Genomic DNA, 22,849 nt, shown 5'->3' on the forward strand with positions numbered 1-22,849 from the left:
AAGGGCTGTCCATAAAAATTCCCATAAAAAATACATTAGGGACTTGAAATTCAATCTCAAGTTGAGTATCATAAAGTTGGTTGTTAGCACTGACGACTGTCGAGTGCTAATACATACAACATAACAACCAAATTACAGGATAAAACACTTAATAAGGAGGCTATTTTTTCATGATCAAACCTTTGGGTGAACGCGTATTGGTGGAAGCAATTGAGCAAGAGACAACGACTTCCTTCGGGATCGTACTTCCTGACTCTGCCAAGGAAAAGCCGCAAGAAGGCAAAATTATCGCGGTTGGCGCAGGCGCATTGAAAGACGGTGCCCGTATTCCTCTGGAAGTAAAAGAAGGCGACCGTGTCATTTTCTCTAAATACGCTGGAACGGAAATCAAATATGAAGGTAAAGAATATTTGATTATGAAAGAAAGCGATATCCACGCGATCATCGGTTAACCGGAACCCGGACAAGACCTGAATATAGGAATTGAAACAAATCATTCATAATCCATAGGGAGGTTTATCACAAATGGCTAAAGATATTAAATTCAGTGAAGACGCTCGTCGCTCTATGTTGCGCGGGGTTGACGCATTGGCTAATGCTGTTAAAGTAACACTCGGACCGAAAGGCCGTAACGTTGTACTGGAGAAAAAATTCGGTAGCCCGCTCATCACCAATGACGGTGTAACGATTGCAAAAGAAATCGAGTTGGAAGATGCGTTCGAAAACATGGGCGCTCAACTGGTTAAAGAAGTAGCAACTAAAACGAACGATGTAGCTGGTGATGGTACGACTACTGCTACTGTTTTGGCTCAAGCCCTCATCACAGAAGGCCTGAAAAACGTAACTGCGGGCGCAAGCCCAATCGGTATCCGTAAAGGGATCGACAAAGCGGTTAAAGCGGCTGTTGCTGAACTGCAAGCCATCTCCAAACCAATCGAAAGCAAACAATCCATTGCTCAAGTAGCTGGTATTTCCGCTGCTGATGATGAAGTAGGCGAACTGATCGCTGAAGCTATGGAAAAAGTGGGCAAAGACGGTGTAATTACTGTTGAAGAATCCCGCGGTTTTGCAACAGAGCTGGAAGTGGTTGAAGGTATGCAATTTGACCGTGGCTACATTTCCCCGTACATGATTACAGATACGGACAAAATGGAAGCTGTACTGGACAATCCGTATATCCTGATCACAGACAAAAAAATCACAAACACACAAGAAATCCTGCCGTTGCTTGAAAAAATCGTACAACAAGGCAAGCCACTCGTTCTGATCGCTGAAGACATCGAAGGCGAAGCGCTGGCTATGCTCGTTGTCAACAAACTGCGTGGTACATTCAACGCTGTAGCTGTTAAAGCTCCAGGCTTTGGTGACCGTCGTAAAGCAATGCTGCAAGATATCGCTGCCCTGACAGGCGGTCAAGTGATCACGGAAGAACTGGGTCTGGACCTGAAAACAGCTTCCGTAGACCAACTGGGTACAGCACGTCAAGTGCGTATTACAAAAGAAAATACGATTGTGGTTGACGGTGCTGGAAACAAAGCCGACATCGACGCTCGTGTTAGCCAAATCCGTACGCAACTGGAAGAAACCACTTCCGAGTTCGACAAAGAGAAACTGCAAGAGCGTCTGGCTAAATTGTCCGGCGGCGTAGCAGTCATCAAAGTTGGTGCGGCAACTGAAACAGAATTGAAAGAACGCAAACTGCGCATCGAAGATGCCCTGAACGCAACCCGTGCTGCGGTTGAAGAAGGTATCGTATCCGGTGGTGGTGTAGCGCTCCTGAACGTATACAAAGCAGTTGCAGCTGTTGAACTGCAAGGCGACGAGCAAACAGGCGTGAACATCGTGTTGCGCGCTCTGGAAGCTCCAATCCGCACCATCGCTGCTAACGCAGGTGAAGAAGGCTCTGTAATCGTTGAGCGTCTGAAACGCGAAGAAGTTGGCGTAGGCTTTAACGCAGCTACTGGCGACTGGGTAAACATGATCGAAGCTGGTATCGTGGACCCTGCGAAAGTAACTCGTTATGCATTGCAAAATGCTGCTTCCGTAGCAGCAATGTTCCTGACTACTGAAGCGGTTATCGCTGACAAGCCAGAACCAGAAAAGGCTGCAATGCCTGACATGGGCGGCATGGGTGGAATGGGCGGCATGATGTAACAAAGCCAAAAACCCTTGTTACAGTAAGGGTTTAGGTGATTGTTATATTGATTTGTTAACGGTTTGTTAACACTCAGTCGTTTTTTTTAGAGGCTCTCATTAGTTCTCCGAACTTATGGGAAGCCTCTTTTCTTTTTGGTTTCGTAATATGCAGATATATTCTTTTCGTTATGTCGTCGTTCGAATGGCCGAGTCGATGCATAATCTGTTCTAAGCTAATGCCGATCTCAGCTAGTAGTAAAGTGTGAGTGTGTCTAAGTGAATGAGGTGTTAATTCCTGATTGAGTCCGGCTAACTTAAGCAACCTTTTCATTCGTAGTTCTACCATTTTTATCACTTGAGGGTAACCCGCAAACTCACCAGTTTTTGCGAACACGAATCCCGCATCGTGGTACGTGGAAGGCCGCTTATTCCTTTCTATTTCTTGAATCGTAAGAAGGTTAGTGAAATCTTGAATTAATTCCGGTTCCACGTCGATTTCCCTTATAGAAGAAGTTGTTTTAGGGATATTTAGTTTGTACATCCTGTAATTGTTGTTTGGGTTATATAGTGTTCTGATTATACGAATTTTGTGCTCTTCGAAATTAACATCATTTTTTTAAGGGCGCACAACTCGCCTACTCGTATCCCTGTGCACGCTAGAGTCCTGAATGTTTCGTAATCGTTATCCAAACCATGCTTTTGTGCCGTATCTAGAAAATGGATCAATTCCATCTTTTTCAAGATATTTAGGGGGATTTCATCTTTGTTTTCTAATTCTTCAACTGTTGCTACATCTTGTGGTACATATGCATCTGCTGTAGGATCATTTTTGACTGCTCCTATTTTAATGCCATACTTAAAAATTATCCTTCCAGTAGTGTGCACGCCTGATAGTGTGTTTTTGGCTAGTCCGTCTTTTTCTTCGTCGCCATCCTTTAGTTTTTGTAACGCGTTTTGATATTCTTCCGGCGTTACATCCAAAGATTTTCGCTTAGCCAAATGGATGAGCAGATTATCCCTCTCGTTATTTCTAATTCTGATTGTTCCTTCCGCTTTCGGCTTCCCGTGCTTACTATAATGTTTTATCCAAAGTTCTGACAACTCTTCAAAAGTGATGTTGTTTGAGCAGGACCTTCAGCAAGTAGGTATTGATGGCGAAGCAGCTCGCCGCATCGATCGGACTGATCTGCATGCAGATAAGACGGCAAATGCCACGATTCTGATCGAAAAGCAGCGTTGGGTCTACAGCAGGTATGATTTTTATACGAGGCAGCTTCACCGGGCGCACAGTTTGATTAAGGATGATGACGCCCGTAAAGCGGTAGAGTACCGATACATTCAGAGCTATACCTATAAAGAGACATTACTTTTCTTCCGTCGTAGTCTCAGCGACAGTACTATCCGACGCAAAATGAGTGATGGAGCTGAGAGCATGGCGAATACGTTGAAGCTTATGGGCTTCTTCGAACAAGACGACGCGGAATTTTAAGAGCGGATTATTCCCGCTCTTTACCCAGACAATCAAAGAAAATTTGAGCAATAAAAAAGCCACATCCAGGATAGTTCCTGATGTGGCTAAGTCAATAAACAATTCTGCAATTTGTTCTTTGTAAAACATTACTTTAATGAATAACCAAAACATAAATCTCTTCATATAACCATCTCCTATAAATTATTGAGGGCTTTTCCCTCCTACCCTAAAGGGAGTTGGTAGGACGATGTACAAGCTCTCAATATAGAAAGTGATTTGAGAAGAAGAGATTTGCGGTTCTGGGTAAAGGGGAATATGCACAGATTTTTTGACTCTAAAGTGAGCACTAGGTGAACGTAACCTGCCCCTAAATTGAACACCACATGACGGTTTCCCCATGATATATTGATAGCGTGGAATTGAAGGGAACAGACGAAGGGCTGGCGAATACGCCGGTCCTTTTTTGTTGCCAATTTTCCTAATAAACCATATTCGGAGGAATTATTCATGTCTACAAATCCACGTTTCGCATTTTTGAGTGAGGACGGCATCCTGCGCTTACACGATGAGGAGCACGCTTCACAGCACGGCAAGCACGTACAAACAAGCCTGACTGACGACGAGAGCGGCTACCCAGTCGTCGAGGGTCAGGGCGTTGTGTATTATGCCTATGAGGACTTGGCTTACGTCAAGGGCAACAAAGGTGACGGCCAACTCATCCCAACACTGTTGGTGCTCAAGCAGCTCGCAGCAGAGCTTCTGTAATTCAGCAGCGTCCAGAATCATTCTCCGGGTTATCCCGGGTTTTATGGGTGCAGGCGGCAAGGAACCAGTTAACCAGCGGAAAAATAAACAGCCTGGTCAGAACCCTTGAGCGGTTCAATTCCGCAGTGTGCTTTAATAACAATATGGAATCAAAAACCAATTTTATGTTGAATAATTACAATAAAAGACTTATAATGTAAATTTGTATAACTACCTGTAAAAAAATTATCGATCATGAATACTATAATAGTTTCCATACATACTGGTTGATTGATAAGTACACAGGTTAAAAAAATCAAAGAAAGTGGGCTTATGAGTATGAAAAACATCAAAAAAGCTTCTGTAGTATCTGTTTTGTCTTTAGCTCTTGCAATTCCATTAACTGCTTCTGCCGCAGCTACTACGAATGTTGCACCAGCTACAACTGACTCAACAGCAGTTTCCCAATCTGCAAACACATCAACTGATGTGAACACACCAAAACCGGGAGATCATGTTATTACTCCTCAATCCACACAACCTGCGTTTGACATTACATTGGGCGGTCAACAATCTGAAGCGTCTTTTAAGATCCCGGCGGGATCGGGTTATGTTAAAATATGGGTTAAAAATACAGGCGATGAAGAAATTAAATTCGCCTTACACAAGGGCTCAGCTAGTGGATCGGTTGTAAAAGATGCAAGAATTGCTAAGGGATCCACTTTTGAGTGGATTAGTTCCTCAGCTTTGTCGACTGGTGATTTTTATGCTACTTTTAACACAAGTAATACTAATATGAAAGGTCAGGCTTATGGTAAACTAGCTTCGTCAAGAAATGAGTTGTAATTATAAATACAAGTGCTGTAAGTTGATTTAGCATTAAGATATGCCCCTGCTGCATAGTTTTATATTGTGTAGTAAGGGGCATTTATTGTTAATGAGGATAACCCTAAAAAAGTGGGCATTTCAAAGAATATACCCTGCTGGCTATTTCATCTGAAGATATTTTCTTAGATGATCGTTTGGCGGCCATTTTCGGTAATCAGTAAAATGGTCTTGTCATTCCTCTCTAGTAACAAAGTACGTAAAGATTTTATGCAAGAGCACAGCGTTTTGCATCCCGCTTGCGGGAATAGGTGTTATCGCTGTTTATTTTTTCGGGTTTTAAATAAGCGCCTGTGTTGCTTTGGTGCTGTAAATACATAGGCAGATACAAGTCACTCATTTGGGTGGCTTTTTTTATTGCCTTTTGAAAGGATTTTAGTCTTGAAGAAGAAGCAGAAGAAAGGAATTTTGCTCCCGTTGAAAGGACCACCAAAACAGCCGAAGAAATGCAAAGGTTGTGTATGGGGTAGGTGGGATGGAGTTAAACAGTTTTGTTTGCGCCCATGTGTTAAAGAGGAAAAACCTCCCTGTGTGTCGAAATGAGCCGAAGGGGTGATTCTAATAGAGATTAAAGACATAATTGCTACGTACGCAGCTTTTGTATCAACACTGGTTTTAATATGGAATATTTATAACTCCTTACGAGATAAGGGGAAAATAAAGGTTTCTGGCTTCTTTGGATTAATGCTGGACGATTATGAACAAACTCAAAAGATTCTATACTATGAGTTTACTAATGTAGGAAGCAAACCAATCCATTTAGATCGGGTAGCCACTGATTTAAAACGTGAGGTCGAAGGTGCGGGGCATTATATAATGGTTGCACCGGGATTGCCTAAAAAATTGGAGCCAGGTGAACGACACCAAGTCGTTTTACACACTTTTGATTCTGTTGATGAAAACACAAAATCTCTATACGTAATTGATTCAATAGGAAAAAAACACAAGATGAAAAAAAAGGTATTGAAAAAATTAATACGTCAAAAAGGAAAGTCCCAAGAATAGATGAGCAAAGAGCACCCATTGAGGTGCTTTTTCTTTTGCCTTCATATGGCAATGTGTGAGCCGTTTAAGCTTGTTTCCTTGATGCCGGAAGGAATACAGATGAAAGCAGAGAGAGGGCATACACACGCTCTGACAGCCTGTTAGCCACCCACCCGGATAGTGAAAACCAACTCAACACAATTGTCATACCCCTTTATTGTGGTGTAGTATATATTCAAATTATCCAAAGGGGGGAAGTTTTGTGGAGCTTCAAACTATATTAGCTTTTCTGGGAGCAGCAATTGTTCTCACCATTATGCCGGGTCCTGACAACGTGTTCACACTGACACAGAGCATAGTAAAAGGTAGGAATGCAGGGATATTTACTACTTTAGGCCTTTGCACGGGATTGATGGTTCATATTTTTGCGGCAACCTTCGGTCTCGCGGCAATAATTTATCAATCTTCCTTGGCGTTTGCAGTAATAAAATACGCTGGAGCAGCTTATCTATTATTTTTGGCGTATAAGTCATTTAGAGCAAAAGATACGAGTTTTGAACTAAAGAGTGGAGATACCTTAAATTACAAGTCATTGTATAAAAAAGGTATTATCATGAATCTGTTGAATCCAAAAATATCACTTTTTTTCTTGGCTTTTCTTCCTCAATTCGTAAACCAAGAAAGCGGAAATGTTTCAATTCAAATGCTAGTTCTTGGAGTAATATTTTTAATGCAAACTTTGATGCTTTTTATTTTGATAAGTATTTTTGCTGGGAAAGTAGGCTCCTTTCTACGGGGAAATCCATCTTTTTCTAAAAAACTCAACTATATTCAAGGTTCGTTATTTACGCTCATCGGTTTAAAAATCGCATTTACCCAAAAATAATAAAAGTAGCACTTTTCAAACCAATCATTGAGGACTAGCTGTTGAGCTAGTCCTTTTTTGTTAACAAAAAACGGAGGTACATCAAATGAACATCAGAGTCCTACCGATAGAGCAAATCAACGCAGCAGCATATAACCCACGGGATGACCTTCAGCCTGGTGATCCAGAATACGAGAAGCTGAAAGCCAGCATTGAATCATTCGGCTATGTCGAGCCCATCGTCTGGAATGAGCGCACCGGCAACATGGTTGGTGGTCATCAACGCTATAAGATCATGGTTAACGAGCTGGGGCATACGGAGCTGACTGTAAGTGTTGTTGACCTGGACGATCAGCAGGAAAAGCTTCTCAACCTAGCGCTTAATAAGGTCAGTGGAAGCTGGGATGATGAAGCACTATACCGTCTGCTCGGTGAGCTTCAGGAAAGTGGAGCGGATCTGGCCCTGTCCGGTTTCGATTTGGAAGAGTTCGAGGACCTGGCGGGAGAGTTTGCTGTTCCACAGGATTAAGCTTTGGACCTTCCCGTTACCGACGATGATTTTGATGTCCAGCGTGCTCTTGATGAAATAAAGGAACCAGAGACCAGGCGCGGGGATGTATGGCAGCTTGGTCGGCACCGCTTGGTGTGTGGAGATGCAACTAATCCTGATGATGTGGCGCTTTTAATGGACGGAGCCAGAGCAGCGCTGGTCGTTACTGATCCGCCTTATAATGTAGCGGTAGAGAGCACTTCTGCCCGTTTGGATGCTGATGGTCGCGGCTCCATAATGAACGACAACATGCCCGCTGAGGACTTCGCGGGCTTTTTGTATGCCGTTTTTTCCAACTACGCAGTGGTGATGCAGCCAACTGCAGCTATATATGTATTCCATCCTTCGTCCTATGAGCGGGAGTTCGAGGATGCGATGAACGCAGCCGGCATCGTCGTCCGGACACAATGCGTCTGGGTTAAGAATGCGGCTACCTTCGGCTGGGCGCAGTATCGCTTCAAACATGAACCTGTCTTTTATGCTCACATGAAGGGCAAAGCTCCTGCCTGGTACGGTGATCGGACACAGACAACGGTATGGAAGGCTGGTCTGCCTGTGGAGGAGCCATTGCCAGAGACGGTATGGGAAGTTTCACGGGGCGATGTGAACAAGTATGTTCACCCCACTCAGAAGCCCCTTGACCTGCTGGCTATTCCAATTAAGAATAGCAGCCAGCATGGTGACGAGGTTGTCGATTTCTTTGGCGGCAGCGGCTCCACGCTTATGACATGTGAGCAGATGGACCGAACATGCCGGACACTGGAACTGGACCCGATCTTCTGCGATGTTATTAAGAAACGTTTCCTTGAGAGCATTGGTATTGAGCCGATCCTATTGCATCGGGCTGAACCCGAAGCATAGGAAAAAGGAGGACGCTGTAACGTCCTCCTGATCATCCAGGGTATCCCCCGGCTGAGATAGCGGCCCGCCACGCGTGGCGGGCCGCTATCTCGCATTCCAGTATATAGGAAAGCCGAGGGATACGACAATGGGAACAGCAGACGGACAATACAACACAGCATTACAACGCGAGATTGAAATCATAGAAGGTATCCTTGAAAGCAAGGTGCAGTACCGGAAGATTGTTAAGGCTGGCATAGCTCAGTGGGTCAAAGACCTGCAAGCTGGAAATATAAAAATGCAGACGGTCCAGGACTTGGATCGTCTGATTGAGCTGGATATAAAGCTTCAAAAGGATGAGTTGTAAAAGCATATAATAATCTTGTTAGTTAATGCATAAATATGGATTTATTAAACAATATTAAGATTTTATTGTAAAATAAATTAGAAACATGGAATCTTTTAGTAGAATGAGGTGGTAGTTTAATATATTAAGGAGGAATAGAGGTATTATGAAGAAGAAACATTTAATTGCGTCAGCCTTATCTTTGGGTTTGCTAGGAGGAGCTATTGCTGTACCCAGTGCGATCTTTGCGGATTCAGATGCTGCAACTAATTCCGCAAATACATCGACGTACGCGACCCACGATGAGGTGAAAACACCTGGTAATCATGATATAAGTCTTTTTAGAACAAAAGATCTTTTTAATGTGAACCTTGACGGCAAGTCGCCATTAACAGAGTTCTCCATAGATCCTGGATATGGTCATGTTAAGATTCGTGTAAGAAACAACACCAAAGCTACGCTTATTTTTACCTTAAAGCATGTCGACAGTGGGAAAGATTATTTTACCAAGTATGTGGGTGCTGGTGATACATTTAATTGGTATAGCACAGATGGGTTTTCAAGCGGATTGCGCTCAGGAAAATATGAAATACAGTGGCGTGCCGGCGGAGCTTATGTAGACGCCTCAGCATGGGCTATATCAGCCACTAACCCAGATGAACTTTAATTAAACCAAGCTATAAAGTTTTGTATAAGAAAAGCTAACTAGTAGCTCGCTTGATTGGAGAAGTTTCTTATACTGCAACGAAGCAAGGAAAGCTTCAGGCCATTCGGTTTGAAGCTTTCCTTGCTTCGTTTATAACTCAAAGGAGAAATGATATTGGTGAAAAAGAAAAAAAATTTTTCATCAGCCTTATCTATTAGTTTGTTGGGGGCTGTTGTTGTGCCGAGTGTGATCTGTGCAAGTTCAGATGCGTCTGATTCTGCAAATACATCCAGTATTGCGACCAAAAATGCTGTTAAATCAACTATTAGTGACCAAGTCATAACTCCTCAAAAATCAAGAGATGTTTTTGATGACATTTTCGACAAAAAGGACCCAGTATCACGTTTTGTATTAGATCCGGGATACGGGCATCTTAAAATTTTTGCCAAAAATAGAGGTGGTTCAACCATTACCTTTAGCCTGGTGCATACAGACAGTGGAAAACAATATATTGTTAAGACTATTGGTGCTCATAAAAAATTGTTCTGGGATAGTGTAAATTCTTTTTCACAAGGGCTGCGCTCAGGAAATTATGAAATACAATGGAGAGCTAACGGCGACATTGTGCATGTCACAACATGGGGTGTATCAGGAAATGATTCTGCAGATACATCCACTACGGCGACCCAAGATGCTGGTAAAACAACTACTGGTGAACATGTTTACTCCACAAGCTACTGATGGACAAATTGTTGATCGTCCAGTAGCTGGCAAACAGTCACCTACAAAACGCCCGAGGTGACGTGGAAGCTGCTGGAGCAATGGAAGGGTAAGCCGGTTGTGCTCAATTTTGAAAATCTGTTTGTAATCCCACCCTGCTGGCTAAAGCCAGTGGGGTGTTTTTTGTTTACAGGAGTGCTCTTATGACAAACGCAGTATTTCTACATAATTCGCAAAAAAAGATATTGACAACTGGTTAATTGCTGGACAAAAATAGTAAATGATTATAAAATACTGGAATTTCTATGCGAAGGGTGGCTATGACATGAAGCATACACCTACGATTCGAGCAGAATTAGACAGATATCTACAGCAAGAGGGTTTGAACATAGCGCAGTTTGGACAAATTGCAGGCATGAATAGGGGAATAATAAGTGCTATTGTAACAGGGAATAAGTCTATGTCTATTAACCAACTGGATCGAATTACTGAGGCTATGGGTTTACCGGAAGGTCACTTTTATGACTTGTTCATAGAAAACTACATCATCGACCATCCTCCGAATATGAGGCGAATCGAGCCATTTTTGTTTCGCTGTGCGGAGTTGGACAAGTTGGATGCGATCCGTCGAGTGGTGGGAGCCATCATGGACAATCTACTATATTCACCCAAACTATTTGAAATTGCAGAAGAATTATTGGCACAGGGACGAAACGCGGCTGCATTGCTGCTCTATGAGAGGGTAGCTGAAGCGGAGAAATATCAACATTCAGAACGATTGGCAGTCTGTCAGTATCGTATATTTACGATTCAAGTTGGTGACGATCAAAGTCGTAATCTCAAGGCAGCTACGTTGTTCGAGCCTTACATTGAACGTCTGGATGAAATGGACCAACTTGACGCACTGAAGGATTTAGCTAACGTGTACAGGTCTTTGCGTAAATGGGACAAGGTTGAGGAAGTAGCAAGAATAATGAGAGCTAAAGCGGAAATTCAATATATTTTGAAACATGAACAGAAGAGTCGAGAACGTAATGAATCTACTAAGAAGCTGACTCGTCCTTTGTTTGTATACATTTCCTATGCTGACCTGCTGTGTGCAAGTGTCTATGAAGCCCAAGGCGATTATCAACAAGCTCTACAATATACATACGCCTATGCTAATTTAGATTGGGTTAAAGAAACAGATGAAGATACCCAACACTGGATTGGCTTGTTTAAGCACTGGGCAAAAGCTAATGTTATTGTGAATAAGCTTTTATCCGGAGATACAAAGATGCTACAAGATTATGTTGAATATATTGATACGGCGGAGGATACAACTGAAGAAGACAGGGTCATCCAACTGCTGAATATTATGATAGCGGCTAACCGATATGATATCGATGTTAGTAATATAATTAAACGCTTTGAAGCGGACATGGTATCATTATCGCAACACTCATCAAGTGATATGTATACTCAACAAGTGGTACCAGATTATTTTGCGTGGTGTGGTTACGAGTTAGCTCATTATTATTTACATCGAAGTTTTTACGATGATGGTTTTAAACATTTGATGTATTCAATGGTAAGTTATCATACACTAAATAATGAGACTTATTTTATAAATTGTATGGGGCTATTTTTACATTTTCGGGATCATGCAGTTCCTGAAACCAAAGCAGCATTTTTAAATCTCATTGAAAAGGTGTGGATGAACAATGTTAAAAAAAATGGTACTGTTGATCATCGCGGCTAGCTTTTTATTTATCGTTACTGTACCCGTTCACTCGCATGATATACGGCCTCAAGTACAGCATGGGGGCGCTTAAACGTAAGCAGTGCAAATCCCCGCTAACCTTAACTGGTGGGTGGGGATTTTTTATTGAAGGAATTACCACACCGTTCACCGAATGAATTATCGAGGTGATCAGCATGAACCATACATATAAAGTGTTAAACTCAGATATCGAACTATTTGCAGCTGCATTAAGCCAGGTAAGAGTATACGTTGTTCAGTCATTGGGAGAAGACGTGGTATCGGTTGTAGACTATGGAGGGACAGTAGAAAAGTTTTCGCCCGATACGATTAAGATTGCCGGAGCGTACTATATGCGGAATCAGTTTGAATTAGAGTAGATATGAAAGGACCTACCAGATTGTAGACGGTAGTCTCTTTAAGGTAGACCATATCAAAAAATAGAAGGGGAAAATGATGAAGAAAAGAATATTTCTGTTCTCGGTTTTGTCTTTAAGCATGGCGATTACGGTAGGGGCTACTTCAGCTTCAACAAGTAAAACTAGCGAAAACATCATAATTAATCAAAGATCGAGCGGAGGCGCAACTGTAGGAGAGTCCTTTGATGTCCCTAAGGGATGGGGGCATGTTAAACTTCGTATGAAAAATCACTCTAATCATCCAGTAAAAGTAAGTTTAACTCATAACGGTTCAAACAAACTATATATTGAAGCATTAGTAATTGCTCCTCATGACACAGTTATTTGGAAAAGTACTGATGAAGGTATCACCAACGGTTTGCGTTCTGGAAACTACACACTTCAGTGGAGAGGCAGTGATTATAAAGTTAATGGGGAAACATGGGGAATAGCTGATTCACAGCCTGGAAACCTCTAAATTACCCTGCTATACAACTTGTCCTTCAAGCCATTTGGTGAGGAAGGTTAATTATGTGTTTGTTCAAGCCAGCAAGTGAATTAATCCCCTTAATTGGTCGGGAGAGCTTTTTTCATTGATCAGTTTGAATTTAGAGTAGATATGAAGAATTAGGTGTCGGGATGGTTAGCTGATATTATTGCTAGAGCTATCGAGCTATATTCCTTTAATAACTGTGATTAACAACGATTAATGACGGAGGAAGAATGAAAAGAAAGTGGTATTTAAGACCAATGGTCATAATTTTAATGATCCTCATAACTCCACCGATAGGCTATTTGAATGTGTTCTTCAATAAAAAGAAATTTGAACCATCTGAACGCTTAGGCTATTTGACAATAGCCACAGTATTCGCTGCCCTATGGTTAACAAAATTTCTACCGAATCCATGGCGAATTCCCGCTATAATAGTTGTTGCACTTATTGGGATGTTCATATTCAGAAAAAATAAATAGTCGAGTAATAAAAAAGCTCTGCAAACCTTAATTGGTCGGCAGAGCTTTTTAATTAAAGAAATTGTTTACAGACGGACATTCAAGGTGCTATGAATCCACTTTTTAAATGTTCGATGAAAATAAAGTTTTGATAACTACAACAAAAGAAACAATGGTAGCCTAGGACGGGAAAATAAAGCCCTAGACTATCGCTATTTCATTGAACTAACGTTACCCGTTAGTTCAATCAATTCTGTTGCCATCGTATATGCTGGTGGTGAACCAGGTCTTCTACATTACTATATCGTCTTTCGTAAGTTTTTGGTACAGGGCTATCTTCTCGTTGGCAAGGGAAATCATGCACTCAAGTTCCTGCCGCTTGGATTTCAGTTCCACCAGATGCTTTTCAAGAATTTCTATCCGTATGTGTAAGGCAGGAGTAAAATTAGCAACTTCTTCCCCTTTTTGAATTTTATCCAGTACACATCCGTCACGAGTAAATTCCGTAATCTCCTCAAGCGACAATCCCAATTTTTTTAATCTAATTAAACATTGTATATATGAAACCTCACTTTCGGTATAAATGCGTGTCCTTCCATTTCTTCGATTTGGTTCCTGTAGCACTCCAATTTTTTCATAATAGCGAATCGTATAAGGAGTTAGCCCCGTTCTTTCTGATACTTGACTTATAGTAAGCATTGTTTTTTTATGTCACTCCTTTTTTCTAAACCAAAATTTAAAACTATTATACATCTTTAAGTCAACTCGAAGTCGATATTTGCACCTCTAACTTCATTTCAAAAATTTGTGCTTGATTTCTAGTTGACTCTAACTTGTAAGCTAAAGTTGCTAATTGATATACATGAAACATAAAAAACTAAAGATAAAAGGAAATGGTGTCAAACTTATTTTGATGGAGGCATAAACAATGAACAACAAATATTTCACGATTCAACAAGCAGCGGAAGGTATCTGGGGTGCTATTTCGGTACCTGGTAGTGGTTCGCTGGGGAATGCAGCAATTATTGACATTGGGGATTTGACCGTTGTTGTGGACACAACCAACCTACCGCATTCTGGTGCTTTGTTACGTCAAACCGCAGAACAATTAACGAATAAACCAATTAAATATGTGATCAATACTCATTTCCATGGAGATCATGTCAACGGCAATCAGGAATTCATGGAAAGTGATTTTATATCTACCGTTTGGACAAGAGATTTGCTATCTGAAATGGGTAAAGTGAATATTGATCTAATGCAACAAAACATTCAGAAGTTAATAAATAGCCTACATCAAGTACGTTCACAAGAAAAAAATCCGCACATGTTAACCGAAATCGGCTATGATCTTTCCGTGCAGAGAGCCCTGTATGATGCTATCCCTTCCCTTCGTAGGGTGATACCCACGATAACTTTTGACGATAAACTAGTTATAAAAGGAGCAAAACGCACTGTCGAAGTTTTATCTTACGGAGGCGGCCATTCTTTAAGCGATGCCGTTATTTACGTGCCTGAAGAACGAACCTTGATTGCTGGTGATTTAATAACCAACAAGACGATTCCGGTCATGCCATACGGTAATCCCTACGCTTGGATACGCATCCTTAGACGCATTCAAAGAGATCTGAAGGTAGATACTGTCATTCCCGGGCATGGAGATGTGTCCACTCCAGATAAAATCCTAGATGTCATTCGCTTTTTAGAAAAAACGATCGCTTATGTGTCTGAAGCTGCGACGAGCGGAAAACCAGAGTCTTACTGGTTAAATGAAGGTGTATTAAATGGCTATGAAGATTGGCATCTAGCTCAGTATTTCAGATGGAATTTTCGCTGGCTCTTCAATACAATGCTTGTTCAAAATAATAGATGAGACACAACTAGCACTCCCTTTAACTCCACCAGATTCACAAAGCCAGTTCTGAATGTCAACCCGGCAGCACGTTTGGGTATTTTCAAACGTAATTGGCAGTCTGCTTGTTAGGTTAACCTGCCACGTTAGCTTAACATCGCCGTTCAGTCTACAACTTTTCAGCAGGCTGCCTTAATATGTTAGTTCTGGAGATAAAGACGCGGAGGTGTACAGAAAGCATAAAAGTTAGTTGCTTGCTTTAGAGCAAAATAACTATATTATGGGGCCGGATAAGTCTACACTACGAGATATCGTCATTCTGGAGAGTTGGGAGCGGGATAGAGCATACCTATGCCGTCAAGAGAAGGTGAGATATTTTAGAAAATTAAATTCTCAGAAATATCATTGCTACTTTGTATACCCCATTATACAATTGTAAGGAAGTTGTTGATTAGAATGAATTATGTGGGGGGCAACATGGTTATTTGAATCACAAAAAATCACATGAAAAATCACAATTCCGGCGAATGAGGGCGGATGTAGACGAATAAAACTTTCTGAAGATAAGCCCAAACAAGCTATACAATAGAAGATAAGTTTTACGACGTTCCTCTGCGAGAGTAAATCAAAGATGGGCGGAATGATGTAATAGGTTTGAAAAAACCTTATGCATCAAGGGCTTCTATGATTAGAAGCCCTGTTTGACCACATAGCATATAACCAAAGGCTGATTATGGACTCTCTCATAATCAGCCTTTTATAATGATCAAAAATGCAGTGTTATATTTACACATGATTTATAAGATTTTTTTGTTTCATTACGTTTAATATGAAAGCGTTGACATGGATTTCAACCCACTATATACTTAGCTTAATTAAATGAATAGTATTAGGATTGTTACTGTTACGCAGGCAAAACCTAAGGAACAAAATGTTAAGATCTAAGGATCTTATGTATTTTGTTATACTTAGGTTTTTTTGTTTATAGAGAGAGGAAGGTTAAATACAAGTGGTTTCGGCACTCTGCTGAAGCCATTTTCTTCTATTTATATGTTCACATCTGAGAGGAGCGACAAATTTGGAATACAAATATGAGCTGGTCCAGGCAGACAATCATTTTCCGTTAAAAATTATAGTTCATTCCTCAAATGAACCAGCGTACATACCTGGGCATTGGCACGACAGCATCGAAATATCCTATGTGCTTTCAGGAAGAATCGATAATATCTATATTGATGGCGCGAGTTATAGCTCCAAAGAAGGAGATATTGTGCTCATTAATTCGAATGCCATTCATTCCTTTTCTGTAGCTAAGGGAAAAGGAAGAGAGGCTATAACCGTTCTGATTCCTTCTGAATTTATTGGAGCAAATGTTAACGACAGTAACCCCATTTCATTTGACTGTATATCCATTTTCGAAACTAACGAGCAGAGATTACAGCATTTTGCGGAGCTGCGTGATTTGTTAAACACCTTATTTGTGGCTTATCTCAACCAGCATAATGACTCTTTAGCACATATCCATTTAACATCGCTATCTTATAAACTGGTGTATCTGTTATTAATGCATTTTAAAATTGATAATGAATCTATCCGTGGCTTTAACTCCGATAAATATTTGGAGCGGCTGACGTTGATAACCAATTATATCAAAGAGAATTACGATCAAAGCTTATCCTTGGATTCGATAGCCCAGGTTTTTAGTTTGTCTCCCGAATATTTGTCCCGTTTTTTTGTCAAGCATGTAGGGATGACCCTATTTCAATATATCAATGCCATCCGTCTGGAGAGATCTTATCGTGTTCTTATGAATACGGATCATTCCATTATACAAATTGCGCTGGAGCACGGATTTCCGAACGAGAAGTCTTTTGCCAGGGTATTTAAGAAGGTTTTTCAGGCAACACCGCATCAATATCGAAAAGAGAACAAGAGGCATTCTGGAGCAAGGAGTCAGTAATTGACCTGAATTAGGCTAATAAAAGACAGGATGCAAATAAAAAAAATTATTAAAATAAATAATGTAAGCGTTTTATTAATGGACCTGGGAGGTAAGACATCATGTTTAAACGGTTTCAAAAGGCTGCTAAAACAACTATGTTACTCACTTTAGCTATCGGTACGACTCTTGCTTTCAGCTCCGGTGCATGGGCCAAGGATGTAAAGATACAGTCCACCTCATACCGGACGGTTGCGGAGGTTAAGGATTGGGGAGCAGCCATTACGAAGATCATTGTTTACCTGGGTAAGCCAGTACCTAAAGATGCGATAACAAAGGATACATTTAAGGTCCATGTGGGAAGAAGCGACAACAGGCTTGTAAATCCCTTTATTGAGAATGGCAACCGGAAAGTCACCAAGGCCTATGTATCGGACAAAAGTGGCAACCCTGTAAATAAAACCGGAAGCTACGTTGTATTGGAAATGGAAATCGGTCCGGCCTTAACACTAAGCTCCGCTATTCATTATGATGCGGCAGGCTCCGGGTTTAATGCATGGAATGATAACAAATACACGATCACGCAGCAAAAAGCTATTAAAACCAAATCAGGAACGATTTCCGGCTTGAAGATTGATACTTCCGCAGGAGAGATACGGAAGCTGGTTGATCAATTTACAACTGGCAAAGCTACTTTTGACGGTGTTACTTTAACGTATGTGGACTACGCACCGGCACAAGACAAAGTGAAAAACCCTCTAGTGATCTGGCTGCACGGTATGGGTGAGGGAGGTACCGATCCGACGATTCCGATTTCCGGAAATAAAGCAGCGAATTTTGCTTCTAAGGATATCCAATCTTATTTTGGCGGGGCTTATGTGTTGGCACCTCAGACCCCAACCTACTGGATGGATGGCTTTACAGGCTTTGGAGATGGAACCTCCAAGTACGAGCAAGCATTGATGTCCTTAATTAAGGAGTACGTGGCCAAGAACAAAGACATTGATACAGATCGAATCTACATTGGCGGAGACTCCAACGGTGGTTACATGACTATGCTGATGATCCGTGATTATAAAGATTATTTTGCAGCGGCTGTGGTGGCCTGTGAAGCCTTAAAGGATAGCCTTATAACCGATGAACAAATTAACGAAATGAAGGACCTGCCGATCTGGTTTGTGGCTGCCAAAACCGACACCGTAGTACCGCCCAACGATTATACGATTCCGACCTACAACCGTTTAGTGAATGCCGGAGCAAAGGATGTTCATATGTCGTTATTTGATAACGTAGTGGATACTTCTGGTTTGTACAAGAAGAGCGACCAAACACCGTATGAATACAACGGCCACTGGTCCTGGATTTACGTGTATAACAACGAAGTATCGAAGGTGATTGACGGAAAGAAAACAACCATGATGCAATGGCTGGCCTCCAAAACATTGGACTAAAAGGTATAGCTATGTAAATAAAATGGGTATTTAAACCACGATTCAAGTGAATATGGCTAATCTAAGCAAATGAAAATAGCAATATGATGTAATAGGCTTCTTTAAAGTTCAATGAAAAACTATTGAAAAATAGATTATGCTTTTGGGAAGCCAGCCTTACCGTACATTCTCTGAGTCATTCGTTAACAACACATTATCGCTCGGAGTATTATCAGTTCCTTATTGGGTTTTCGCAAAATCCTCATGTATAAAACTCCGTCAACAAATAATTGACGGAGTTTTATTGCTCTCTTTTACTTATTCACTTCAATCAGCCCATCCGGTTTTTCCCGATTAGAGAGTAATTCGGATACCGTAACGAAGGTATAACCTCTCTTCTTGAGCTCGGGGAGAATAATTTTCAAGGCTTCAACGGTTTGTGTACTTTGATGTACATAATCGTGCATGAGGACAATGTCGCCGTTACGGGCGTTGCGAAGGACCTTATTAGCGATGCGATGCACACCAGGCTTTCGCCAATCTAAGGTATCCTGATGCCAGGACCATAAAATAATTTTCAGCCCTTTCTCCTTGGAGAGCTTAACCAGCGAATCAGTATAGGAGCCGCCGGGCGGCCTAAAAAGATGGGTTCCCGTGCCAGTTGCCTGAACAATGCTCGCCTGAGCTTGATCCAATTCGGACAGAGCTTTGTTGCGGGAAATATACTGAAAGGATGAGTGAAGGAAGGTATGGTTGCCAATTTCATGCCCTTCTTCTCGTTCCCGCTTGACAAGGTGAGGCAGCTTTTCTACACGACTGCCGACGACAAAAAATGTCGCTTTAGCATCATATTCTTTAAGCAAATCCAAAATGGCAGGCGTGTTGCTTTCGTCCGGTCCGTCATCGAATGTGAGAGCGATAAGCTTACGATGGGTAGGAACTTCCCATACAATGTCGCCCCGTTCTTCGTAATAGGCCCTTCCCTTTGTAGGAGTAGGGGAGGCGTATGATGGGGCTTGTGCATTGGTAGATGGAGTGGGACAAGAGCTGATACAGAGTAAAGAAACAGCGATTCCAGCGCACAGCAAACGGTTATATTTCATAAGGCTTCTTCTCCGTTCTAACGTATTCTCACATTAGCTTGCCAAGAAGAAGCATATACCATTCCTCGTTTCTGAAATTCATCAATTCCAATCACTTAAAATTAGATCTAATTGCTTCTTCAGCAAGGCGCAGATTACGGAGTTATGCTCAAAAAGAGTGATAGCTTGCTTGTTGATAACATCCTGTACCCATGTTAAGTTGTACATATCCATCCTTGGTTTCAATGTGCAGTTGAGGTAGGTCATTGTCCAGTTCGTGAGAGTCTTAATCTGACGAAAAATGAAGAGGTCGACGGGACAAGCCGCAAAAGCTGATCTGAGGTCAAGGAACTGCGACTCGTTCCTGAACTTCGAACAGGAGATGAGACGGGATGAAAACAAATGAAAAAGAGTTGCGGGCTATTAGTCTGACATTAGAAGCGGGCGAACACATCCGATCATATATGGGGTGTACGTATGATTTGCAACAGAGCTCCCAGAAGATATCGCTTCATGGAATGCTGGCAGTGACGTCCGAACGAATCATCTTTTATTCCTGCACTATGGGTACTCCTTGGGTCAAGTTCATCAATTATCACCATATTTCACTGGCTAAGCTAGATAAGGATTTGTCGGATTCTAGGGGGAACATCACGCTGATCAATCAGGGTGTGAACGAGGTGTTCACCCACCTGCCGAGTGGAGATTGTATAGAGGGCTTTGTAGCTGTACTAGAGCAAGAAGCAGGTATCTCTTGTGAGAACTAATGATTATGGAAAACGAATAACTAAAACCTCCAACTTCGTAATGTGCCAAGAAGGCTCCTTACAGAATTTGGAGGTTTTTTTGTCTTTTAATTAGAGAGAGATAGGGATCGAGCGCTAACTCAACAGGGTTATAACCAATAAATTATATAATACCAGCGGCAGAATGACATTGTTGTAGGCATAGGAGCGATCAGGGGTTGTGGTGCCTGAGAAGGGGGAGTGATATTGCTGAGGGGCTCTCAGATATAAATGATCCGCATCGATGTGCACAATCGTTCCTTCATATACTTGATGATCCATCGTTTGTACTCTAACCGTGTGATTCATGTAGGGGCTTAATTGATAATGCAAATGATCGCGGATATTATTGAGTTCCGCCTGTAATTCCGGTCTAGCTTGATATAAAGTTTGCGGACTGACGGTGTTGTACGGCATTCGCCTCTAACCTCCATACCATGTAATGATGCATCGTATGCAGGAGTCTATGTCTTTGTGCTCATACCTATAGAGAGTTGCTTTTACAAAAAGAAAAAACATTAACATTTTACTCCAGCCCACTTGACGTTCCCTTTACATCGAAACGATACACTTACTGAGGTTGGTTTGAAAAGAAAGGGGCGATCCGTTTTGGGTGAGCTTAACAAATCTATGGGACTGGGGACGAGGAGTCAGCAACAGACTTCGTCTAAAGCCCGCATACGCACGGGTTCGCTAAAAATTCAAAGACTGCGCGAAAACGCGCTGGCGTATACCTTTTTGGCTCCATCGCTTATTTTGTTTGCTGTATTTATGTTTTATCCGATGATCAAGTCCGTTTATCTCAGCTTGCATTCTACAGATCCCGCAGGAAACGTTGCAGCTTATGTGGGGTTAGATAATTTCACTACACTTTTCAGCTCGGGACTGTTTCTGCAAGGGATTAAGGTGACACTCCTGTTTGCACTGCTAACAGTACCAGTAGGTATTTTATTGGCGCTGGTACTGGCTGCACTTACACACAGTAAATTACGGGGAATGCGTATCTTCCAGTTTGCCTTTTCGCTGCCGATGGTGTTGTCGGTCGGTTCATCTGCGGTCATTTGGAAATTTCTTTTTCATCCGACACTGGGGATGTTCAACTATGTGCTTTCCCTACTACATATCAATCCGGTTCCATGGCTGACCAGCCCGGATTGGGCGCTGTTCTCAGTAGCCATGATGACCATCTGGATGAATCTAGGCTTCAATTACATTATCTTATCAAGCGGACTTCAAGGGATTCCAGATGACATGTATGAAAGTGCCAAAATGGACGGAGCTGGCCCGCTCGTCACGTTCTGGCGTATCTCCATGCCACTGTTATCACCGACAATCTTTTTTGTGACTGTAGTTTCCATCATTGGAGCCTTCCAGTCTTTTGCTCAAATTAACATTTTGACCAAAGGCGGCCCGGTGAACAGTACGAATGTATTCGTGTATTCCATCTATCAGGAAGCTTTCGTTAATTTCCGGTTCGGTACGGGGAGCGCGCAGGCGATTGTCTTGTTTGCTGTCATTCTGCTGCTCACGATGATTCAGTTCAAATGGGTGGAAAGAAAGGTGCATTACCAATGAAACGACACCTAAATTCAACACTGCTGTATGTGCTGCTTACGATTGCAGCTGCTCTCATTTTGTATCCGGTTATATATACGTTTTTTATGGCAGTCATGTCGCCGGAGGAAGCAAGCGCTTATCCACCAAGCTTTCTTCCACATTCTTTTCATATGGCGAATTTCACTGAAGTGTTTGAAATTGTTCCGATTGCAGCCTTTATTGGAAATACATTTCTCATTTCGGGTCTGACCATGATTGGGCAGCTGATTACAGCCAGCTTGGCGGCCTACGCCTTTGCCAAAATGGAATTCAAGGGGAAAAACTTCATTTTCAGCATGTTTGTAGCGACGATGATGATCCCTTGGGAAGTGACCATTATTCCGAACTACCTGACGGTACGAAGCTGGAACTGGCTTGATACATATCAAGGATTGACGGTTCCTTTTCTGGCGACGGCATTCGGGACATTCTTATTAAGGCAATTTTTTCTCCAGCTTCCCAAGGAACTGTTTGAGGCGGCTCGTATGGATGGGTGCGGGCATATCCGTTACTTTCTGTTCCATGTGCTTCCGTTATCGCGCCCTGCGCTCGGAACACTGGCTGTGTATTCGTTCCTGAATATGTACAATTCGTACCTCTGGCCTTTACTGATCACCAATAGCGAGAATATGCGTACGGTACAGATCGGAATCTCCATGCTCGAATTTCAGGAATCGACTTCATGGAATCTGGTATTTGCGGGTACGGCCCTAGTCATTTTACCGTCTCTGCTTCTGCTGATCTTTGGACTAAAACAGTTGGTTCGTGGAATGGCAGCGGGTGCGCTTAAAGGCTGAGCACATTTGTCAAATGAAAAGCAACACCTGCGCAAGCAGCCCATATACAGAGCTTCAACACACAAGAATATCGCAAGAGAATGCTAATTCA

The 22,849-nt window shown here is 41.9% G+C and carries 26 protein-coding genes; 21 read left to right on the plus strand and 5 right to left on the minus strand.

Annotated elements, in window-relative coordinates:
- The first annotated feature begins 170 nt into the window (after positions 1 to 170).
- Positions 171 to 452 carry a co-chaperone GroES gene (gene groES / locus KAI36_RS06270; RefSeq protein WP_007429271.1) on the plus strand — a complete coding sequence of 94 codons (282 nt, stop codon included), beginning with the start codon at positions 171 to 173 and terminating at the stop codon, positions 450 to 452.
- Between the two features lie 73 nt (positions 453 to 525).
- A complete protein-coding gene (gene groL / locus KAI36_RS06275) occupies positions 526 to 2,154 on the plus strand; it encodes a chaperonin GroEL (RefSeq protein WP_013369880.1) in 1,629 nt (542 codons plus the stop codon).
- Between the two features lie 73 nt (positions 2,155 to 2,227).
- Here groL and KAI36_RS27135 read toward each other — a convergent pair whose 3' ends face one another.
- Together KAI36_RS27135 and KAI36_RS27140 are read right to left on the minus strand one after the other, a co-directional pair.
- Positions 2,228 to 2,677: a tyrosine-type recombinase/integrase gene (locus KAI36_RS27135; RefSeq protein WP_258382258.1), complete on the minus strand. Its 450-nt coding sequence runs from the start codon at positions 2,675 to 2,677 to the stop codon at positions 2,228 to 2,230.
- Between the two features lie 35 nt (positions 2,678 to 2,712).
- Positions 2,713 to 3,237, minus strand: coding sequence for a site-specific integrase (locus tag KAI36_RS27140; RefSeq protein WP_258382259.1), 525 nt, complete (start codon positions 3,235 to 3,237; stop codon positions 2,713 to 2,715).
- A 13-nt stretch (positions 3,238 to 3,250) separates the two neighbouring features.
- Between KAI36_RS27140 and KAI36_RS06285 the strand changes: the two genes are divergently transcribed.
- The 13 genes from KAI36_RS06285 to KAI36_RS06345 all read left to right on the plus strand — a co-directional run bounded on the left by KAI36_RS06285 (position 3,251) and on the right by KAI36_RS06345 (position 12,804).
- Positions 3,251 to 3,625, plus strand: coding sequence for a hypothetical protein (locus KAI36_RS06285; protein ID WP_258382260.1), 375 nt, complete (start codon positions 3,251 to 3,253; stop codon positions 3,623 to 3,625).
- Between the two features lie 489 nt (positions 3,626 to 4,114).
- Entirely contained in the window at positions 4,115 to 4,372 is a 258-nt protein-coding gene (locus tag KAI36_RS06290) for a hypothetical protein (protein ID WP_220027272.1), read from the plus strand.
- Positions 4,373 to 4,690: 318 nt separating this feature from the next.
- A complete protein-coding gene (locus KAI36_RS06295) occupies positions 4,691 to 5,197 on the plus strand; it encodes a superantigen-like protein SSL4 (protein WP_220027273.1) in 507 nt (168 codons plus the stop codon).
- Positions 5,198 to 5,788: 591 nt separating this feature from the next.
- A complete protein-coding gene (locus KAI36_RS06300; RefSeq protein ID WP_220027274.1) occupies positions 5,789 to 6,241 on the plus strand; it encodes a hypothetical protein in 453 nt (150 codons plus the stop codon).
- A gap of 241 nt (positions 6,242 to 6,482) precedes the next feature.
- On the plus strand, positions 6,483 to 7,106 hold the full coding sequence (locus tag KAI36_RS06305; RefSeq protein ID WP_220027275.1) for a LysE family translocator: 624 nt from the start codon (positions 6,483 to 6,485) through the stop codon (positions 7,104 to 7,106).
- Between the two features lie 85 nt (positions 7,107 to 7,191).
- The gene (locus KAI36_RS06310) at positions 7,192 to 7,614 is read left to right on the plus strand and encodes a ParB N-terminal domain-containing protein (RefSeq protein ID WP_220027276.1); all 423 of its coding nucleotides are present in this window, start codon (positions 7,192 to 7,194) and stop codon (positions 7,612 to 7,614) included.
- 3 nt (positions 7,615 to 7,617) lie between these two features.
- Positions 7,618 to 8,496, plus strand: coding sequence for a DNA-methyltransferase (locus tag KAI36_RS06315; protein ID WP_220027277.1), 879 nt, complete (start codon positions 7,618 to 7,620; stop codon positions 8,494 to 8,496).
- 127 nt (positions 8,497 to 8,623) lie between these two features.
- Positions 8,624 to 8,842, plus strand: a complete 219-nt coding sequence (locus KAI36_RS06320) for a hypothetical protein (RefSeq protein ID WP_220027278.1) — start codon at positions 8,624 to 8,626, stop codon at positions 8,840 to 8,842.
- A 145-nt stretch (positions 8,843 to 8,987) separates the two neighbouring features.
- Positions 8,988 to 9,488 (plus strand): hypothetical protein, encoded by a 501-nt coding sequence (locus tag KAI36_RS06325; protein ID WP_220027279.1) that lies wholly within the window; start codon positions 8,988 to 8,990, stop codon positions 9,486 to 9,488.
- Between the two features lie 156 nt (positions 9,489 to 9,644).
- The gene (locus KAI36_RS06330) at positions 9,645 to 10,208 is read left to right on the plus strand and encodes a hypothetical protein (RefSeq protein WP_258382261.1); all 564 of its coding nucleotides are present in this window, start codon (positions 9,645 to 9,647) and stop codon (positions 10,206 to 10,208) included.
- Between the two features lie 304 nt (positions 10,209 to 10,512).
- Positions 10,513 to 11,928 (plus strand): tetratricopeptide repeat protein, encoded by a 1,416-nt coding sequence (locus KAI36_RS06335; protein WP_220027280.1) that lies wholly within the window; start codon positions 10,513 to 10,515, stop codon positions 11,926 to 11,928.
- 176 nt (positions 11,929 to 12,104) lie between these two features.
- Positions 12,105 to 12,308 carry a hypothetical protein gene (locus tag KAI36_RS06340; protein ID WP_220027281.1) on the plus strand — a complete coding sequence of 68 codons (204 nt, stop codon included), beginning with the start codon at positions 12,105 to 12,107 and terminating at the stop codon, positions 12,306 to 12,308.
- A gap of 73 nt (positions 12,309 to 12,381) precedes the next feature.
- Positions 12,382 to 12,804, plus strand: coding sequence for a hypothetical protein (locus KAI36_RS06345; protein ID WP_372239070.1), 423 nt, complete (start codon positions 12,382 to 12,384; stop codon positions 12,802 to 12,804).
- A gap of 764 nt (positions 12,805 to 13,568) precedes the next feature.
- Here the strand turns inward: KAI36_RS06345 and KAI36_RS06350 are convergent.
- Entirely contained in the window at positions 13,569 to 13,976 is a 408-nt protein-coding gene (locus KAI36_RS06350; RefSeq protein WP_064798174.1) for a MerR family transcriptional regulator, read from the minus strand.
- Positions 13,977 to 14,205: 229 nt separating this feature from the next.
- On the opposite strand from KAI36_RS06350, the gene KAI36_RS06355 reads away from it, so the two are divergent.
- The 3 genes from KAI36_RS06355 to KAI36_RS06365 all read left to right on the plus strand — a co-directional run bounded on the left by KAI36_RS06355 (position 14,206) and on the right by KAI36_RS06365 (position 18,519).
- Complete coding sequence (locus tag KAI36_RS06355; protein ID WP_076294990.1) at positions 14,206 to 15,150, plus strand: MBL fold metallo-hydrolase; 945 nt, start codon at positions 14,206 to 14,208, stop codon at positions 15,148 to 15,150.
- A 1,057-nt stretch (positions 15,151 to 16,207) separates the two neighbouring features.
- A complete protein-coding gene (locus KAI36_RS06360; RefSeq protein WP_220027282.1) occupies positions 16,208 to 17,089 on the plus strand; it encodes an AraC family transcriptional regulator in 882 nt (293 codons plus the stop codon).
- Between the two features lie 101 nt (positions 17,090 to 17,190).
- Complete coding sequence (locus KAI36_RS06365) at positions 17,191 to 18,519, plus strand: prolyl oligopeptidase family serine peptidase (protein WP_220027283.1); 1,329 nt, start codon at positions 17,191 to 17,193, stop codon at positions 18,517 to 18,519.
- Between the two features lie 293 nt (positions 18,520 to 18,812).
- Here KAI36_RS06365 and KAI36_RS06370 read toward each other — a convergent pair whose 3' ends face one another.
- Positions 18,813 to 19,601, minus strand: a complete 789-nt coding sequence (locus KAI36_RS06370; RefSeq protein WP_220027284.1) for a polysaccharide deacetylase family protein — start codon at positions 19,599 to 19,601, stop codon at positions 18,813 to 18,815.
- A 371-nt stretch (positions 19,602 to 19,972) separates the two neighbouring features.
- On the opposite strand from KAI36_RS06370, the gene KAI36_RS06375 reads away from it, so the two are divergent.
- A complete protein-coding gene (locus tag KAI36_RS06375) occupies positions 19,973 to 20,347 on the plus strand; it encodes a PH domain-containing protein (protein WP_220027285.1) in 375 nt (124 codons plus the stop codon).
- Between the two features lie 114 nt (positions 20,348 to 20,461).
- Here the strand turns inward: KAI36_RS06375 and KAI36_RS06380 are convergent, their stop codons facing one another.
- Complete coding sequence (locus KAI36_RS06380) at positions 20,462 to 20,782, minus strand: hypothetical protein (RefSeq protein WP_220027286.1); 321 nt, start codon at positions 20,780 to 20,782, stop codon at positions 20,462 to 20,464.
- A 192-nt stretch (positions 20,783 to 20,974) separates the two neighbouring features.
- Between KAI36_RS06380 and KAI36_RS06385 the strand changes: the two genes are divergently transcribed.
- Together KAI36_RS06385 and KAI36_RS06390 are read left to right on the plus strand one after the other, a co-directional pair.
- Positions 20,975 to 21,940 (plus strand): carbohydrate ABC transporter permease, encoded by a 966-nt coding sequence (locus KAI36_RS06385; protein WP_023987573.1) that lies wholly within the window; start codon positions 20,975 to 20,977, stop codon positions 21,938 to 21,940.
- Positions 21,937 to 22,758 (plus strand): carbohydrate ABC transporter permease, encoded by an 822-nt coding sequence (locus tag KAI36_RS06390; protein ID WP_025721535.1) that lies wholly within the window; start codon positions 21,937 to 21,939, stop codon positions 22,756 to 22,758. Before KAI36_RS06385 ends, KAI36_RS06390 begins: the two co-directional genes overlap by 4 nt.
- Positions 22,759 to 22,849: the final 91 nt, after the last annotated feature.

Source organism: Paenibacillus sp. S02 (assembly GCF_019454065.1).
GTDB lineage: Bacteria > Bacillota > Bacilli > Paenibacillales > Paenibacillaceae > Paenibacillus > Paenibacillus polymyxa_B.